Source organism: Gottfriedia sp. NPDC057948 (genome assembly GCF_042887255.1).
Classification (GTDB): Bacteria; Bacillota; Bacilli; order Bacillales; family Bacillaceae_G; genus Gottfriedia.
In genome coordinates this window covers 80873-98133 of the sequence record NZ_JBHVPN010000009.1, presented here as the reverse complement: position 1 = coordinate 98133, position 17261 = coordinate 80873, and the positions used below count along the sequence as shown (strand labels likewise).

The 17261-nt window shown below is 30.8% G+C and carries 13 protein-coding genes; 1 reads left to right on the top strand and 12 read right to left on the bottom strand.

Annotated elements, in window-relative coordinates; all coding sequences use genetic code 11:
• Positions 1–48: 48 nt before the first annotated feature.
• From ACFVRR_RS14905 to ACFVRR_RS14880, 6 genes are all read right to left on the bottom strand, one after another.
• Complete coding sequence (locus ACFVRR_RS14905) at positions 49–1248, bottom strand: DHHW family protein (protein WP_387329925.1); 1200 nt, start codon at positions 1246–1248, stop codon at positions 49–51.
• A 17-nt stretch (positions 1249–1265) separates the two neighbouring features.
• Positions 1266–2693 carry an MBOAT family O-acyltransferase gene (locus ACFVRR_RS14900; protein WP_387329922.1) on the bottom strand — a complete coding sequence of 476 codons (1428 nt, stop codon included), beginning with the start codon at positions 2691–2693 and terminating at the stop codon, positions 1266–1268.
• A gap of 335 nt (positions 2694–3028) precedes the next feature.
• A complete protein-coding gene (wecB, locus tag ACFVRR_RS14895) occupies positions 3029–4132 on the bottom strand; it encodes a non-hydrolyzing UDP-N-acetylglucosamine 2-epimerase (RefSeq protein WP_387330059.1) in 1104 nt (367 codons plus the stop codon).
• 311 nt (positions 4133–4443) lie between these two features.
• On the bottom strand, positions 4444–5427 hold the full coding sequence (locus ACFVRR_RS14890) for a glycosyltransferase (protein WP_387329919.1): 984 nt from the start codon (positions 5425–5427) through the stop codon (positions 4444–4446).
• Positions 5428–5439: 12 nt separating this feature from the next.
• Positions 5440–7554 (bottom strand): CgeB family protein, encoded by a 2115-nt coding sequence (locus tag ACFVRR_RS14885; protein ID WP_387329916.1) that lies wholly within the window; start codon positions 7552–7554, stop codon positions 5440–5442.
• Positions 7555–7564: 10 nt separating this feature from the next.
• Complete coding sequence (locus ACFVRR_RS14880; protein WP_387329913.1) at positions 7565–7981, bottom strand: hypothetical protein; 417 nt, start codon at positions 7979–7981, stop codon at positions 7565–7567.
• A 422-nt stretch (positions 7982–8403) separates the two neighbouring features.
• On the opposite strand from ACFVRR_RS14880, the gene ACFVRR_RS14875 reads away from it, so the two are divergent.
• Positions 8404–9891, top strand: a complete 1488-nt coding sequence (locus ACFVRR_RS14875) for a DUF6270 domain-containing protein (protein ID WP_387329910.1) — start codon at positions 8404–8406, stop codon at positions 9889–9891.
• Positions 9892–9929: 38 nt separating this feature from the next.
• Here the strand turns inward: ACFVRR_RS14875 and ACFVRR_RS14870 are convergent, their stop codons facing one another.
• From ACFVRR_RS14870 to rfbA, 6 genes are all read right to left on the bottom strand, one after another.
• Entirely contained in the window at positions 9930–12107 is a 2178-nt protein-coding gene (locus ACFVRR_RS14870) for a CDP-glycerol glycerophosphotransferase family protein (RefSeq protein ID WP_387329907.1), read from the bottom strand.
• Between the two features lies 1 nt (position 12108).
• Positions 12109–13245 carry a glycosyltransferase family 2 protein gene (locus ACFVRR_RS14865; RefSeq protein ID WP_387329904.1) on the bottom strand — a complete coding sequence of 379 codons (1137 nt, stop codon included), beginning with the start codon at positions 13243–13245 and terminating at the stop codon, positions 12109–12111.
• Positions 13246–13734: 489 nt separating this feature from the next.
• Positions 13735–14745: a dTDP-glucose 4,6-dehydratase gene (gene rfbB, locus ACFVRR_RS14860; protein ID WP_387329901.1), complete on the bottom strand. Its 1011-nt coding sequence runs from the start codon at positions 14743–14745 to the stop codon at positions 13735–13737.
• Between the two features lie 3 nt (positions 14746–14748).
• Positions 14749–15609, bottom strand: a complete 861-nt coding sequence (gene rfbD / locus ACFVRR_RS14855; protein ID WP_387329898.1) for a dTDP-4-dehydrorhamnose reductase — start codon at positions 15607–15609, stop codon at positions 14749–14751.
• A gap of 5 nt (positions 15610–15614) precedes the next feature.
• Complete coding sequence (gene rfbC / locus ACFVRR_RS14850) at positions 15615–16175, bottom strand: dTDP-4-dehydrorhamnose 3,5-epimerase (RefSeq protein ID WP_387329895.1); 561 nt, start codon at positions 16173–16175, stop codon at positions 15615–15617.
• Between the two features lie 18 nt (positions 16176–16193).
• Positions 16194–17072 (bottom strand): glucose-1-phosphate thymidylyltransferase RfbA, encoded by an 879-nt coding sequence (gene rfbA / locus ACFVRR_RS14845; RefSeq protein WP_387330057.1) that lies wholly within the window; start codon positions 17070–17072, stop codon positions 16194–16196.
• Between the last annotated feature and the right edge of the window lie 189 nt (positions 17073–17261).

Sequence of the window (17261 nt, the reverse complement as noted above, 5' to 3'; positions counted from 1 at the left end):
CATATGACATCCCTTTTCTATTGTCCCACCTGGAAGATATATTCGAATTTATTGATTTTCACCTTGACCAGGATGCTCAAAATTTGTTAATGTCGGTGTTACATAAATAGAATTAACATTATTTATAATGACTACATCATCTATTTTATACTTTTTAATATAATCAATGATCGGCATCTTATTGTAATATCTCAAATCAAGGACTCTTGTTTCTTTATAATGGTTAACAAAAAATTGTATACTTGCATTCGCATAAGAATCTTTAATAATTAATAATTTTCGATTCTTAACTTTATTGTTATAAATTGCTGTTTCAGGATGATCCCCACCCATGTAAGTAACATATCGATTTGTATAAAGACTAACATTTTCCAATGGTTCTTTTGCATATAAACCTCTATTACATATAGCATTGTAACAGACATTTAAATCCTGTTTTCTCTTACTTTCTACCACAGTTATTGTATCTGTTTTCGTAACATTTGCTTTCGTCGTTTTACGAGCATCCGAACCATAAAAAGGTAAGCCTTCTTCTTTCCAAATGAAATCATCCGCGTTCAATGCTTTTCCAACTTCATTTGAATTTGTATAAATTGTATTAATAATCGTTTGATATGAATAAAATGCAGCCTTTGCCTTCCAATGATGATCAGTAAAAGTATATAAATTGGGTTCATTTTTATGTTTATTCATTGTAATTCTTAGATCTAAAGGGTGTGCAATTGGATCGATATCACTAAAAAGATAATCTGACGCCTCATTCCCATAACTAGGAAAGTATGAAGGGAATTGGTCTTCGAATGTAACTGATTTATTTGGTACTAAACTAAAATAAGTGTTCACTCCAAGTTTTGATGCTTGTAACGCAAATTTATTAATTCTGTTTGCAATGACTTTTGCACTAGCTTTCGTTTGTTTAGGCACAGTTGATAATAATAAACCATTATCATCAACATATACATCTTTTACAACATTTTGACCTAATAAGTCTTTATTGATTGATGCATTCGCTTCAATTAACTTCAATCTACCAGGAAATTGGTCATTATAATAAAGCTCAAATTCTTTTGAAAATTCTCCAGAGGCTAACTTATCTAAACTTATTTTAGGCATTTGAGCAAGTGTTCGATTTTCAATTGTGGAATACTTCAAATCACCTTTTACCCAAACATAAATAGCCCCTGCAAAAATGATAAATAAGAAACTTATAACTATGAAATTATTAAATTTAAATAGGTTGTTTTGCATAATAAACCTCCAACTTACTAGAAACGGAAATAGATAAATGGATTAAACGTGTTAGAAACAATACAAATAATTGAAATACCAAAAACTAATAAATAGTAGCCTGTTAACCCAATATTACGACCGAAAATTCTTACAGCAAAGCTGGATTCTGATTGAACCATGATTTTATCTGCAAAGTTTTTCAGTAAAGGAGTTGCACCAATAATAGCTAGTCCTATTAGAACACCGTATTCAGCAAAATAATATCCTGCACTTGAATCCCAAAGAACTGTATTATTTAATCCGAACATTGTCTTAATATAATCAAATGCATAACTAAATGTTTCTGCACGGAAAAATACCCATCCTATTACGACTATGAATGTAGCGTAAATGTGCTGAATTACACTCGGTAACTTTCGTAATATGTCACCTAAGAAAGCTTTTTCAAGCATGATTAATATTCCGTAATAAATACCCCATGCGATAAATGTCCAACTTGCTCCATGCCAAAATCCTGTAGCAAACCAAACAATAAAAAGATTAATATACGTACGTATAGGCGAAACTCGATTTCCACCTAATGGGATATATAGATAGTCCCTGAACCACGTTCCTAACGAAATATGCCATCTTCTCCAAAATTCTGTTACTGATTTTGAGATGTACGGATAATTGAAATTTTCTAAAAAATCAAACCCGAACATTTTTCCTAAACCAATTGCCATATCTGAATAACCTGAAAAATCAAAGTAGATTTGTAAAGAATACGCAATGATACCAATCCAGGCTAAACCAATTGACATATCATGTGGATTTTGTGCAAAAATTTGATCTGCAACCCAGCCACAATTATTCGCTAAAAACATTTTCTTACCTAAACCAATAATAAATCGCTTCGTTCCATAAGCAAATTTCTCTAAAGACTCTTTTCGATCTGTAATTTGATGTGAAACAGTTTGATAACGAACAATAGGTCCTGCAATTAGCTGTGGAAATAAAGTTTTATAAGTAGCCATGTTTAATGGGTTTCTTTGCAGTGCACCATCTTTTCGATAAACATCAACAACATAACTAATCCCTTGGAAAGTAAAGAATGATATTCCTAATGGTAATGGAATTTGAGGAATTGTAATATTTGTATTCAATAATAAATTAATATTATCAACAAAAAAGTTTGAATATTTGAAGAAACATAATAACCCCAAATTGGCTACAAGCATTGCTGCCATAATCCACTTTATTTTAGTTTTCTTATTTCTATTTGCATCAACTATTAAAGCAAATACATAATTGATTATTATTGAAAGGAACATAACCAATACAAACCTTGGCTCACCCCATGCATAAAAAACTAAACTAGTTAGTAATAACCATGCGTTCCGGAATATACGTGGTAATACAAAATAAACTAGTAATACTATAGGTAGGAATACAAACAAAAATATAGTTGAACTGAAAAGCATAATCTAGTCCTTTCTTTTAATGAATTTATCATTAATAACCCAAATTTAACCCAACAGACAAAATTATCACACATAAATCGATAAATTTCTACAATATACTTAATTTAACAATAGAGATTTAATTAAATTTATTCAAAATGAAACAATATAAATAAATGTAATTTACTTGAATAGCCCCTATTCATCATTTTTTACTTCTATATAGTTTTAACATTTAAAAACTTCAAAAGCTTCATTAATAAAATTAAAAGACCATTTTAAATGAAAATAAAAAGAAAAAGTAAAAAAAGACCATCTTTACAAAATTTGTAAAAATAGTCCTTTATCGTTAAACCTTATTTATTCTTATTTTTAAAATGCTGAATAATTACTTCAACAATTCTTCTAGAAGCTTCACCGTCTCCATATGGGTTAGATGCTTTAGACATTTTTGCATGTGCCTCTTCATCCGACAACAGTTCATCGGCTAACGAGAAAATGACTTCTTCGTCAGTTCCAGCAAGCTTTAATGTACCAGCGTCAATTCCTTCAGGACGTTCTGTCGTATCACGTAAAACAAGCACTGGTACGCCTAAAGAAGGTGCCTCTTCTTGTACACCACCAGAATCTGTTAGGATTAAATGTGATCTTGCAGCAAAGTTATGGAAATCAATCACATCTAGTGGTTCGATTAAATGGATTCGATTGTCATTTCCTAATACTTCATTTGCAATTTCGCGAACAACAGGATTCATGTGTACAGGATATACAACTTGAATATCATTATGTTTTTCGACTAAGCGCTTAATCGCTTTAAACATATTTCGCATTGGTTCCCCTAAATTTTCACGACGATGGGCAGTCATTAAGACTAATCTGTCGTTACCAATCTGGTCAAGAACAGGATGAGCATACTCTTCTTTTACTGTTGTTTTTAGTGCATCGATCGCAGTATTACCAGTAATAAAAATGGTTTCTTCCTTTTTATTTTCAGCTAATAAATTTTGTGCTGATTTTGTCGTAGGAGAAAAATGCAAATCTGCCATGACACCAGTTAATTGACGGTTCATTTCTTCTGGATATGGTGAATACTTGTCCCAAGTACGTAAACCAGCTTCAACATGACCAATTGCAATTTGATTATAAAAAGCTGCAAGACTAGCAATAAAAGTAGTTGTCGTATCACCATGAACTAATACTATATCCGGCTTTACTTCTTGCATAATCTTATTTAAACCTTCCAAACCTCGAGTTGTTACATCGATTAAAGTTTGGCGATCCTTCATTATATTTAAATCATAATCAGGTGTGATTTCAAAAATTTCGAGAACTTGATCCAACATTTGACGATGCTGAGCTGTAACCGTCACAATAGATTCTATTTGATCAGGATGTTTAGCTAGCTCAAGCACAAGTGGCGCCATCTTAATTGCTTCTGGTCTTGTTCCAAAAATTGTCATTACTTTAACAGTCAAAATTCTTTCCCCTTTCAAAACAAATCGGCTTATTGAAATATGTATCTATCTATTGTATCGTAACTAAGCAAATAAAGACATTTTTTACCATGAAGAATACTGTCTATTCCCCTATTTACGTGACTAATTGTAAATATTAATCGGCTTAATTCCAATAAGTTCTTTAACTAGTAATTATTCGATTCTATACACTTAGTTTCCCACATTTTGAAATCATTCATACTCGATGTACATAATAATAGAAGAAAAAAGCACAGTTCCTTCTACTCAAGAATTCACTGTGCTCTCCGAAATACTTAATGAACTAATTTTTTTTGTAACTCATCAATTAGACACAAAATCTCTGAACACATTTTATCCATACAGTAATTTTCCTTCACAAATTCAACTAGTTCTTTCCTAGATCCTTTTCTACTATCCGCAATGTACTGCGCTGCTTGATCGAGTGATTCGAAAATATACTCATCAGGGAATATCGTTCGAGCTCCTTCACGATTTAAAACAATTGGCACTGCGCAAGAAGCCATCCCTTCAACAGGTGCTAAGTGAAAACTTTCATAATCGCTAACTGATAAGACATAACCAATCGACTCGAGCCATTCCGCTGAATCTCCCCACTCTTCAAACTGAACTTGATTACGATAGTGGGATTTCTCAATTTTTTTAAATAAACTTGTATAATAATCCTGCTCTTGTTGATTATTCCAAACCCACGGAAACTCTTTCGGATGCTTTCCTTTTATCGAAAGAGTATATCTGCTGTCTTTTTCATACAACTTTTCAAATATATCAAGCGCTCGATCTAATCGTTTTAACTTCGGTACATAACCAAGTAATCCAATTCGAAAATCTGCATCATACTGCTTAGGCAAATGAAATCGATCTACATCAACACCATTTTGAATGACGATCATCTTTTCTCTAGGAATCTTTGCAACACGATTAAATTCCTCATATATATAGGAAGAGATTGCGATAATCTTATCAATCTTCGTAAAATCAAATCGTTCTGGAAAAAGAGTATTCATTTCAAAACGATGCATTCTTACAATTAATATTTGATGATCTTTTATATGCTCTTGATACCAAATCACATTTCCAAGTCCCCACTCACAAAAAAGAACATCCGCCCAATTAACAATTTCTAAGCTTTTGCCAACTTGATGAATTGTATGGCCTTCCCATAAATCAATTTTTATTTCAATGTCACTTCTAGCTTCAAACCTCTTAATCGCTTCGTTTATAAATTTTAAATCATGCCCTATAATCGCCAGTTTCATAAAAACAGCTCCTTATACTAAAATACTCTCAATTTTGTCTCGGCTATTGGCTTGTTCATAGGCATCTCGATAAAAATTAAACTCATCAATTTCAAAAAATTGAACACCAGCTTTTGAGAAATGTCCAATTGATGATTTATGATCTAAAAGCTTTATAAATTCATTTGGATGAAGAAATCTAGTCGCCTTTATACAAATCAATGCTTCGTCAATATGGCAATCATTTACGTAGTTATAGCTATTTCCATTGCCTTTAGCAATAATCGTATCATTCGTATACTTAGTAGCTAACATCAAATCTCTTAAATAATTCTCTCCATAATAATGATCTAGATTAATTGGAGCAATATAATTCGAATCAACGAGATCATTCAAGCTAAAATAATGATGGCAGTAATCAATTAGGTAGGTTTTTACTTCCCCATGATTGTTTTGATTAAAAATGTCTAAATAGCCATCAAACAAATCAAGTAAGATCACTAGCTTTTTTTGTTTAATTCCTTGTCTATTGTAAATCGAGATTAACTTTTCATAATCAGCTTTACTTCGAACGATCCCTACTAACGTAGCACTTTCTTCCTTCTTTTCGTATGGCAGATTAATAATGTTGAATAAATCTTCCACTCGATTCGTATAAGTGTGTTCTTCTAATACTTTTCGCAATGCGAGTAACCGATTTTTCTTATAGAAGGTCTCATCAGCATAATAATTTGAAAGTCGTTGCTTCATTAGTTTTTCATCATCTGTAGCCGTTACAATGTCTCCAAACATTCGATGAATCCCCTCTGAATGGGAACTAATTATTGGAGTATTACTTGCTAACAACTCAAATACTCTCCGGGCAAACATTGTCGGAGATTTCGTAATACTATTAACATTTAACGCTACTTTATATCCTTTATACGCAAGATCGATTTCATTTTGTTTTAAGTTTCCAACAATAAATGGTTTATACTCATCTGGAAATTGATTAGGACTAGTTGGATTATGATAGTTTCGGTCATATATATCAAGTCCGTATTCCTTCGAAGAATTGACTAGCTTCTCCATTGCACTCGTACGCTCAGGAAACTTTTTACCATAATAAGCTCCAGCAAAAACTACTTTCTCTTTACGTGGAATATATTCAATTGGATTGTGAATTTTCGGTTGAGCAGCAAAAGGTAAACAATAAACATTTTCACAGCCTTCATCTACATAGTTCTGAACTGATTCAAAATCAGTCGTGCATACATAATCAAAATGCTTAGCTGTATCAATAAAGGCCTGGTAATGAAATGGATCTTCTTTATTCCAAAAAACAGTCGGGATATTGTGTTCTTTACACCAATAAACTAGTTTTAATAGTTTCGTATGATTTCTGTGATTTTTCGTCCCGATTTTATCCTTCCAAGCTCCATCGTTTCCAAGCCACGCAGACTCACAAAAGAATAAATCAATTCGGTGCTTTTTAAATTCAGTCAACCAATTCTCTGGCGTAATTTTTACAAGTTGAAACTCATAATCAAAGCATCGTGTCGTAAATTCGTCAGCAATAAAGCCAACTCGAAAGTCCTTAATTTCTTTCTTTTGTTTCTTCAAGTGACTATTGTCTATCGTACTATTTTTATATGAACCCATTAATTTAGCATGGAATAAATGGAGCGTGGCAGCACCTGTCATGTATATCGAAAAAGCAGCCGATTGGATCTCATTTTGCTTAAATTGAGATAGATCAACTAACTCGTCCATTTGAAAATTAACTGTACTTGGGTTATTCTCATGATCGACCAATCGTAATTCACAAACTACCTCACACTTACCACTGACAAAGCCGGTAATGCCAAATTTAGTAAATAACTGACTTCTTCCTTCATTAAAAAGTAGTTCCATTAATTTTTTTTCGTCTTTATAATCAATGACCGCAGTCTGCCTTATTAGTTTGTTATGAAATAGTGTTTTCTTTTCCTTCTGAAACTTTTGAATGCCTTTTGAGACTGTAAAATCATCAGCTGACAATGGAAGTAACTCATGATTTTGAAAATAGAAGGGTTCATCCACATTCATTAATTCCTGCAGCATCATCTTTGTGTCATATTTATCATTACGTAATCTAGTAATTTGTTTTTCGATTAATTCTTTTAACATAAATGACCCCTCATTTTCTTTTTAAATACTTCAAGAGCTTCCAATACTTCCTTGCTAATTTGCCAAACTTTGAGTTCCTAAATGTTTCATAGTTTAATTGCAGCTTTTGATATTCTTCTTGCAATTTTTCATATTCATACGAACCAAATGACTGCTTCACTTCGTTTACAAGAACATAATCATCGAGTCCCATCATAAATTCCTCATGCTCTACGATTAAATCCAACTGACGAAATAATTGCTCTTCCATTCTCTTTTCTAATTCCATCACTTTATTAGAAAGGGATTCATTTTCTTTCATTAACAATTCATTTTCCCGTAGAATATTAGCATCGAAATCCTCAGTCGAAACCTCTATTAAACTTGGTTTAAAATTTACAGTTGTTGAATCCACATGACTACTATTCAATAATTCACTATTCTTCATTTCAAACCTCCAGAACAATAAGATAAACACATAGGTGTTTATTAAAAAAAGGAAATATTATGATTAATTTAAGATTAACGATTTTATGTGAATCTTAATGAGTATCCATGTTAAAAGTATGTAAAAAAAATAATGAGATGATTTTCCAATTGAATAGTGCATCAGAATTTTTAAAAATATAAAAAATCCCCAACTGTAACGTTCTTTTCCAATAGAAAGAGAATGCTAAAATCGGAGAATAGTATATAATCCATTGATAAATAATCTTAAATTCTTGTTACTATTCATTCATTTAATAATAAAAAAAGCGATTGTCTTGTTTAATATTTATAATCATTATGTTAATGTTAATATCTGTTAGCGTTTCGTAAATTTTTTTACGAATTCATAAAATCTTTTAATTAAATGGGATGGGCTGTTTTATGCTTAAAAAAATTGAATACCTAAATGACGGAATTAGACTCTGCATAGAAGATCTAAATGGGAAAATAAATGAAACATCTTCATTAGTCGTAAAACAGAGGTCAAATAAACATGTGAAAGTAAGCAATGAAATATTGCAGAGCTTAATAAAAAAGATTGATAACCAATATATAGTAGATATTAACTTTTCTGATTTGAGAAGTGTCACATTATATCCAATCGAGATTTTTGATTTATATTTAGCTAAAGATGCTGAATTATTACCATTAGAAACTAATCGTAATGCTGAAATACCAACTAAATATATGAATACAAAACTACTAAACATTTATTATGTAAAGACATATATAACAAATGATAATCGTATTGCACTTTACTTAACGCAAGATAAATTACATTTTAATCTAGCTAAAACAGAGTGTTACGAAGATTTTGTTCAACTCTCTGTTTTTGATCAAAAACAATTCAATCAAATCAAAACCGAATTAACGATTAATACTCATTCATTTCGTACACATAGTGGAAATAACAATGAGATTTTGTATTCAACCTTTAATGGATTTGATTTATTAAATAGATACCCTGAATCGACTGACTTAGAACTATATGCGCAAATTACATTAAACAAGGATATTAAAGTTTTAATTAACTTATTAACTGAGAATGAATATAATCATCAAACTAAAAACTTATCTCTTTCATTAAATAAGAACGTTATTTCTATTAAAAGCAATGAAAAGAAATTAAAAATCGCTGCATTTGGATCTTGTGTTACACGAGATAATTTTAATAGTAAATTTAACTTAAATTATAAAAATCATTTTGAATTACTTCGCTATCAAAACCAATCGTCAATCATTAGTTTAATGAGTAATCCGATTCCATATAATCGAGAGAAAATTGACAACTTAAATGAATATGAGCAAAATGATGTTTTCGATGACTTAGAAAAGAACTTTTTAAATGATTTAATCAGTAAGCAGCCTGAAGCTCTCATTCTTGATTTCTTTGGGGATGTTTATTTTGGCTGTTTAAAGACGAATAGTTCATATATTACTAATAATCGTTGGAAGATCACGAAAACATCACTTTATAGAGAATTAAACGAAGTCACAACATTTAGTTTGAATACTAATCTTAGCGAATACTTTACACTTTGGAAACACTCGATTGATCAATTTTTACAATTTATTAATAGAGAACTTCCGAATTGTAAAATCATACTTCACAAAGCTAGATTTACTGGGATGTACTACGATCAGGAACAAAACATTAAGAAAATTAATTCTAACACTGATATCGAATTATTAAATGCCTTTTGGGATCAATTGGATGACTACGTTATTTCAAATTACGAGGTTTCAACAATAAATGTAAAACAAAACTATATTTCTATTGCAGATCATGCTTGGGGTATTTTTCATTTGCATTTTGAACCAAATTATTATAAGAATTTTCTAGCTGAATTAATAAAATTAACGCAATAAAAAAAGAGGGTGATTTATTTCACCCTCTTTTTGATTTATTAAACGTTCTTATTAATTTTGAAATTATGATAAGATGTTTCAATTGCTTCAAATATTCTCTTTGAATTATTTCTGTCTTTATATTTAAATATTCTTCTCGAATTTTGTTGATATAGTTGATCTGCTGTAAAATCTCTATTTGAAATATTAATGATTTCCTCAAGTAATTTTTCTTCATTATTAACAATAATTCCAAGATCGCTATATTTAATTTGTTCAGTAGGTGCATGATGATTTTTAAGTGGATCAAATTGATAGAATACTACTGGTTTATTCATATAAAAGAAATCACTTGAAACTGATGAGTAATCAGTTAATAATAACTTCGATTCTTTTAGTAAATCTGAAACTTTGGCATCTTTTTTTAATAAGAATTCAATGTTTGGATGTTTTACAATAAAGCTTCCTAAGAAGCGCTGCATCTGATGATGAATATAAAACTTAACCTGTATATTTTCCTTACTAATAAAATCTTGAAAATTCTTATTTGATATCAAGTTTTTATACGTCTTAAAGTATTCCGAATTAGAGAATTGTTTTTTATTTATTTTAAATAAATGGCGTCTCCACGTTGGCATAATTAATATTTGTCTTTTCGTAATCGCATCATGTAAATTATCAAATCTAGCTAAACCTGTTACTTCAACTTCATCGTTTGGATAGTTTAAAGTTTCCATAATAATTTCTTTTTCAAATTCTGAACTAGCTATAATTAAATTCTGTTGATACTTTTTCTTTGATAAATACGGAGAAATATTATGAATAATAACGCCATGCTGGATACATACTTGAAACTTGTTCTTTAATTGCTTTCTAAATCTTGAGGTAAAATCTTTTGAAGGATTTGGAAAACCACTTTCACTAAATGTCCAAGCACTAACATATACATCCGCTAATAGTGTGTAAATTTTATGTTTAAAGCTAGAGTGATGAATAACATTTCCTAATCTAGCTACTTTGTCATAATGCGGAGAATTTTTCTCGATTATATAATAGATTTTTCTGTTTGGATGTTGCTCTCTGCAGTACTTAAAAAAGAAATACCCATTATCTTCAGCTTGATCAGGTCTTTCACATACTAACCAAACCTCTTTATTTAAATATAGAAGTTTATAGAAAGATACAATTAGCAGTAATAAATACTTAATAATAAGTCCTTTTACTTTGCGTATTGCTGGTTTTACTAAACGTAATGGTTTAGTCATTTTCCATGTTAAGTCTTCACTAGGATCGACTGGATGTTTCTCTAAATAATTGCTATATTTGTTTGCCGTATGATATTGGTATCTCTTACTCCTGAACAACTTCATATAACTAATGGATTCAGAATATTTTTTCATGCTTAGGATTGCAAAAAATCCTTTATAGCCTTCTAGTTTTGTTTTCTTTAAAGTTTCTGGTAAATTTACTTCTTTTGTTATTAATTGTAATAGTTTTAATAATTGAATTTGAAGCTCTTCATCTAATTCTTCGACAAATATCTTTTTATCAACTAAATCCATTAGTTGCTTAATGAACATATCATATACTACTTTTTGAAGATCTTTATCGGATGCTTCTCTTACTTTTACAAACAAATAGTTGATTTCTTGAACTTGATTATGAATATACTTGTCATTAATCTCAGTATTTTTAATTGCTAATACATCATTCGTTCCAATATTTTCATTTGTAAAATATTGCCTTAATTGAAAATGCTTTAATTCAAAATAATTAAACTCTTGAATTTTATTTTTTACAAGATAGTCCTTTAAAGTAACAGTTCTCAACAAATTCATACTCATTAGATCTGAATATGTAAAATCATTCATATTTACTGGATTTACTTCTAATTTTTTTGTACTTTGAGTAGTAAAAATGCAATCGTATTTTCCAGAATTTGCTATTCTTAAAAATACTTCTAATAAATGCTTATTTATATTAGTTTTACGATCATAAATGAAGACATATTTGCCATTTAGGTCATCTGGCTTCAATTTTGTATTTATTACACTTAGGTCATCAAACTGAAGAGTTAATGTTTTCTCAGCCTCTTCATTCAGTACTTCATTTTCTGTATTAAAAAGGATTAATTCAATTTGATTTTGTTTAATACTTTGATCCTTAACTGAATTAATACAATCAAGAGCTTGATTGAGTTCCTCTTTTACGAATGGAATTATGATGCTAAATTGCAACTTACGACACCCTCTTCACAAGTCTGATAACTTTTCTTAATGGACTTGTCACTTTCCAAAAATTACTATTTCTTATTTTTGATGACTTTTTATAATCTTTCTCTAGTTCTTTGCTTATTTTAAACCACCATCTTCTAGAAATTAATAAATGATTATAATCTAAAGCTTCCTCGATATGACCAGAGCTAATTAAACTAATGATTGGTTCCTCTACTTCCATATATTCCTTAGTTATTTCTGAATCATATCCTACCACTACATCTTTTATTAAATTAAAGAGATAATCTTTTTGGTCCTTTGTTAAATTCTTAAAGTCTGCATCTCCAATTTTCCAAAAAATAGATCTAAACACATTTATTTGAAAATATCTAAATTCTTCTTGTGAAAGTAAAGGCTTAATAATTAAAGCCGATTTTACATCGTTTTCTACAGTACTAATAATATCTCTTTGTGTTAGAGATAAATTTTTCTCATCATTTCTTGCTCGATATAAATAAATTACTTCAGGAATATAACTGAACTTTTTGGCTTTAGAGAATAATTGAATGTCATAATATTTGTCTTCACCATTTTTCATACCTTCAATAAATTCAATTTTATTTATTAATAAAAACTCAGTTTTAACTAATTTTAAAATAATTGCTGTTTTAACTTGATAGAAAAATGGGACATTATCAATATTTACATCGATATATTTCTTTTGTAATTGGTATTGCTTAAATGTAACGTGTTCATGCCTACGTTTAGTTTCATCATCAAAACTTTGCATCTTACCCATTACAAAATCAGAATCACTATTTTCAATTACGTTAATTAATTTTTCATATGCATCTGCAGGTACAATGTCATCCGGATCTAAAAAGATTGTATACTTACCTGTGGCATTTTCTATTCCAACATTCCTTGGTTTACCTGGAGCACCAGAATTCTCTGTGAAATGAATTGCTTTAAAATTTTCATATTTTGCGGCATATTCATCAATAATTAGAGGGGTTCGATCATTAGAACAATCGTTTACCATAATTACTTCTAAATTTTCATAACCAATCGTTTGGTTTAATAATGAATTTAAGCATTCATGAATATAATTTTCGACATTATAAATAGGCAATATTACCGAGATTTGCGGTTGATTCATCCCTTATCCTCCTTGAATTAAAATTAAATTTCTCATTAAAACAAGCGTTGTTTTCTAACCAGTTTTTAATGATATAACTAGTAATCTACAACATTATATTTTTCTGAAAAAACATAACATTTAAGAAACATTTTTGAATATAAAAAAATTGTAAATTTCGAATAAAAAAACTTACAATTTTGTAATGAAATTGTCATTTATTGATATAAAATGTATTATAACATAAAAAAATATAACTTATAAATGGTAATTAAAATTATAGTTAAAAAGCGATTAAAAGAATTTAATTTAGGGATATTTCCCAATGAATTAGAAATTAATTAGAATTTAATAGGTTATTAGTTCTGGTTGAGATAGCACATAAACATTCTATACTAGTAGTTCTAAAGTACTATTTAATTGGAATTTAAAAAGACGTTTTCACTTTAATAGAAAACGTCTAAATTACTCTTATATTTTAATGAAATTCCTCATCAAGTTCATTTCTAATTATTTACCGTATTGTTTTTCAAAATATTGTTTATACTCACCAGAAACAATCGTTTCCCACCATTCCTTATTATCTACATACCATTGAACCGTTTGAACAATACCAGTATTAAAATTATAAGTTGGTTTCCAGCCTAGTTTTTCTAGTTTACTAGGATCAATCGCATATCTTTTATCATGACCTAAGCGATCTTGTACAAATTGGATTAAGTCTTCAGATTTTCCGAGAGTAGAAATGATAGTTTTAACGACCTCTAAATTTGTCCGTTCGTTATGTCCACCTACATTGTAAACTTCCCCATTTTCTCCTTTATGCATGACTAAATCAATTGCAGAGCAATGGTCAAGAACATGTAACCAGTCGCGAATATTTTCACCAGTACCATAAACAGGAACTTTTTGGTCATTTAGAACTCGTGAAATGGTTAATGGAATTAGCTTCTCTGGGAAGTGATATGGTCCGTAATTATTTGAACAACGTGTGATATTCATAGGAAATCCATACGTTTCGTAATAAGCACGAACTAATAAGTCAGATGATGCTTTACTTGCAGAGTACGGGCTATTCGGTTGTAGAGGTGTATCTTCTGTAAAAAAGGTTGTAGGGTCAAAATCTAGATCACCGTACACTTCATCTGTGGATACATGTACAAATTTCTTAACGTTTATCGCCTTTGAAGCATCTAGTAAAACTTGAGTTCCTAATACATTTGTTGTCACGAATATACCTGGGTCTGTTATAGAGCGATCGACATGACTTTCTGCTGCGAAGTGGATGATATAGTCGAACTTTTCTTTTTTAAATAATGCCATGATTTCTTCACGGTTTGAAATATCAATTTTAATAAAATGATAGTTTTCATTTTGTTCGATGTTTTTATGCTTTGTTAAGTCACCTGCGTAAGTTAAAGCATCCAGATTGTAAATGCAATAGGATGGGTATTTATTGATCATGTATTGAACAAAGTTTCCACCGATAAATCCGGCACCACCTGTAACAGCTACTTTCATGTTTTATTGTACCTCGTCTCTTTTATTTAATTGAACTAAATATCTAGCTAATGCGTCTTTCCATGAAGGTAAGGATTGGAAGCCATTTTCTACTAGCTTTTGTTTTGCTAATCTCGAATTTTTCGGTCTAGCTGCTCGAGTAGGATAATCTTCGGATGCAATCGATTTTACTAAAGTTTTACTGTCGGTTTGTTTGAATATTTCTTCTGCAAATTCAGCCCAACTAGTAAAGCCTTCATTTGTTGCGTGATAGATTCCATATTTATCGGATTTAATTAAGTCTACTATTAAGCTAGCCAAATCAACTGTATAGGTTGGTGAACCAATTTGATCTCCGACTATATTTAATTCATCTCTAGTTTCTGATAATCTTAGCATTGTTTTAATAAAATTATTCCCATTAACACTAAATACCCACGAAATACGAATGATGAAATAGTTTTCGATGAATGATTGAACGACTTTTTCACCTTCATACTTTGTTAATCCATAATAACCGATTGGGTCTGGTTGGTCATCTTCACTAAAAGGACTTTCACCTTCCCCATTAAATACATAGTCTGTACTAATATAAATGAACTTTGAATGATGCTTTTTCGCAGCTTCAACTAAAGATCTCGTTCCTTCAACATTCACATTCCAGCAATTCTCTTTATCATCTTCAGCTTTGTCTACCGCTGTATAAGCAGCGCAGTGGATTATAACATCTGGTTTATATGAATCTACTAAAGAAAAAACTGATTCTTTTTTGGTAATATCAAGCTCCTGTCGACCGCAGCCCTTAACATGTAAACCATGTCGCTCACATTCCTGAACAACATCATAGCCTAGCTGCCCACCGTAACCAGTTACTAAAACCTTCATTTATATTACTCCTTATAAATAAAATTATTTTCAGCATCCTTTAATAATGGTGCGATTTTGTCCTTTGCAGATAATAATGGAGAAATATTGATTGGCCATTGCACCTGAATTACAGGATCATTCCAAGCAATGCCTCGATCACATTCAGGTGAATATAGCTCATCCACCTTGTATTGGACTTCCACATCATCTGTTAAAGTCATAAAACCGTGAGCAAACCCTTTTGGTATGAATAATTGTTTTTTATTTTCTGCACTTAACTCGATTCCGAACCACTTTCTGTATGTCGGACTCCCTTTTCGAATATCGACAGCCACATCAAAAATCGAACCCCTTGTACAACGAACTAACTTCGTTTGTGCTTTTGGAGACAATTGATAATGTAATCCACGTAAAGTTCCCTTCAATGCAGAAAATGATTGATTATCTTGAACAAAGTTTGAATCCATTCCAAAATCCTTCATTTTAGAATCATTATATGTTTCCATAAACCAACCACGGTGATCACCAAAAACAGTTGGTTCAATAACTACAATTCCTTTTATAAAAGTTTCTGTAATTTTCATTGATAATGACTCCTTAAGCTAATATTTAATCTCACCGTTTGCAACTTTTCGTAAATAGTTACCATAACTTGTTTTACTAAGCGATTCGCTTAAACGTAATAATTGTTCTTTATCGATCCATCCATTAATATAAGCGACCTCTTCTGGAGCAGAAATTTTAATCCCTTGATGCTCCTCAATTGTTTTGACAAAATTTGTTGCAGACACTAAACTTTCATGCGTTCCAGTATCTAACCACGTGTAGCCACGACCTAATAACTCTACTTCTAGTTCACCCAAATTTAAATAAGCTTCATTTACAGAAGTAACCTCCAATTCACCACGATTCGATGGTTTTACGTTTTTAGCAATCTCAATGACACGATTATCGTAAAAATACAATCCCGTTACAGCATAATTTGATTTCGGAGCCACTGGCTTTTCTTTAATACTCAATACTTTCCCAGACTCATCAAACTCAACAACACCAAATCGCTCAGGATCCTGTACATGATAACCAAACACTGTTGCCCCTTTTTCTTTCATCGCAGCTTTCTTCAAAATACTGCGCAACCCGCTGCCATAATAAATATTGTCACCTAATATCATCGCAACAGAGTCGTTTCCTATAAACTCTTCACCAATAATAAAAGCTTGAGCCAACCCATCTGGACTAGGTTGTACTTTATATTTCAACGAAACTCCAAACTGAGAACCATCACCTAATAAAGCCTCAAAACGAGGCAGATCCTCTGGAGTCGATATAATTAAAATCTCTCTAATACCGGCCAACATTAAAGTTGATAACGGATAATAAATCATTGGTTTATCATACACAGGCAATAGCTGCTTACTAGTCACCATCGTTAATGGATAAAGTCGAGTACCACTACCACCTGCAAGTATAATTCCTTTTATCGCAAAGACCTCCTAAACATTTAGGAATATATATATTATTATGATGTTGGTTAAAGGGTTGTGTAGGTTAAATTCTTAGGGCATTGGAATGAAATGGTAATTTTAAGTGTAATAGAATAGGGTCCTAGAGGTAAAAAAGACATAAAAAAAGAACCACCGTTAAAACGATAAATTTTAACGGTGGTTCTT

Excerpts from the sequence above, each read along its gene's own strand:
- ACFVRR_RS14905 (WP_387329925.1), bottom strand. The coding sequence starts at position 1,248 with ATGCAAAACAACCTATTTAAATTTAATAATTTCATAGTTATAAGTTTC.
- ACFVRR_RS14900 (WP_387329922.1), bottom strand. The coding sequence starts at position 2,693 with ATGCTTTTCAGTTCAACTATATTTTTGTTTGTATTCCTACCTATAGTA.
- wecB (WP_387330059.1), bottom strand. The coding sequence starts at position 4,132 with ATGACAATTTTTGGAACAAGACCAGAAGCAATTAAGATGGCGCCACTT.
- ACFVRR_RS14890 (WP_387329919.1), bottom strand. The coding sequence starts at position 5,427 with ATGAAACTGGCGATTATAGGGCATGATTTAAAATTTATAAACGAAGCG.
- ACFVRR_RS14885 (WP_387329916.1), bottom strand. The coding sequence starts at position 7,554 with ATGTTAAAAGAATTAATCGAAAAACAAATTACTAGATTACGTAATGAT.
- ACFVRR_RS14880 (WP_387329913.1), bottom strand. The coding sequence starts at position 7,981 with ATGAAGAATAGTGAATTATTGAATAGTAGTCATGTGGATTCAACAACT.
- ACFVRR_RS14875 (WP_387329910.1), top strand. The coding sequence starts at position 8,404 with ATGCTTAAAAAAATTGAATACCTAAATGACGGAATTAGACTCTGCATA.
- ACFVRR_RS14865 (WP_387329904.1), bottom strand. The coding sequence starts at position 13,245 with ATGAATCAACCGCAAATCTCGGTAATATTGCCTATTTATAATGTCGAA.
- rfbB (WP_387329901.1), bottom strand. The coding sequence starts at position 14,745 with ATGAAAGTAGCTGTTACAGGTGGTGCCGGATTTATCGGTGGAAACTTT.
- rfbD (WP_387329898.1), bottom strand. The coding sequence starts at position 15,609 with ATGAAGGTTTTAGTAACTGGTTACGGTGGGCAGCTAGGCTATGATGTT.
- rfbC (WP_387329895.1), bottom strand. The coding sequence starts at position 16,175 with ATGAAAATTACAGAAACTTTTATAAAAGGAATTGTAGTTATTGAACCA.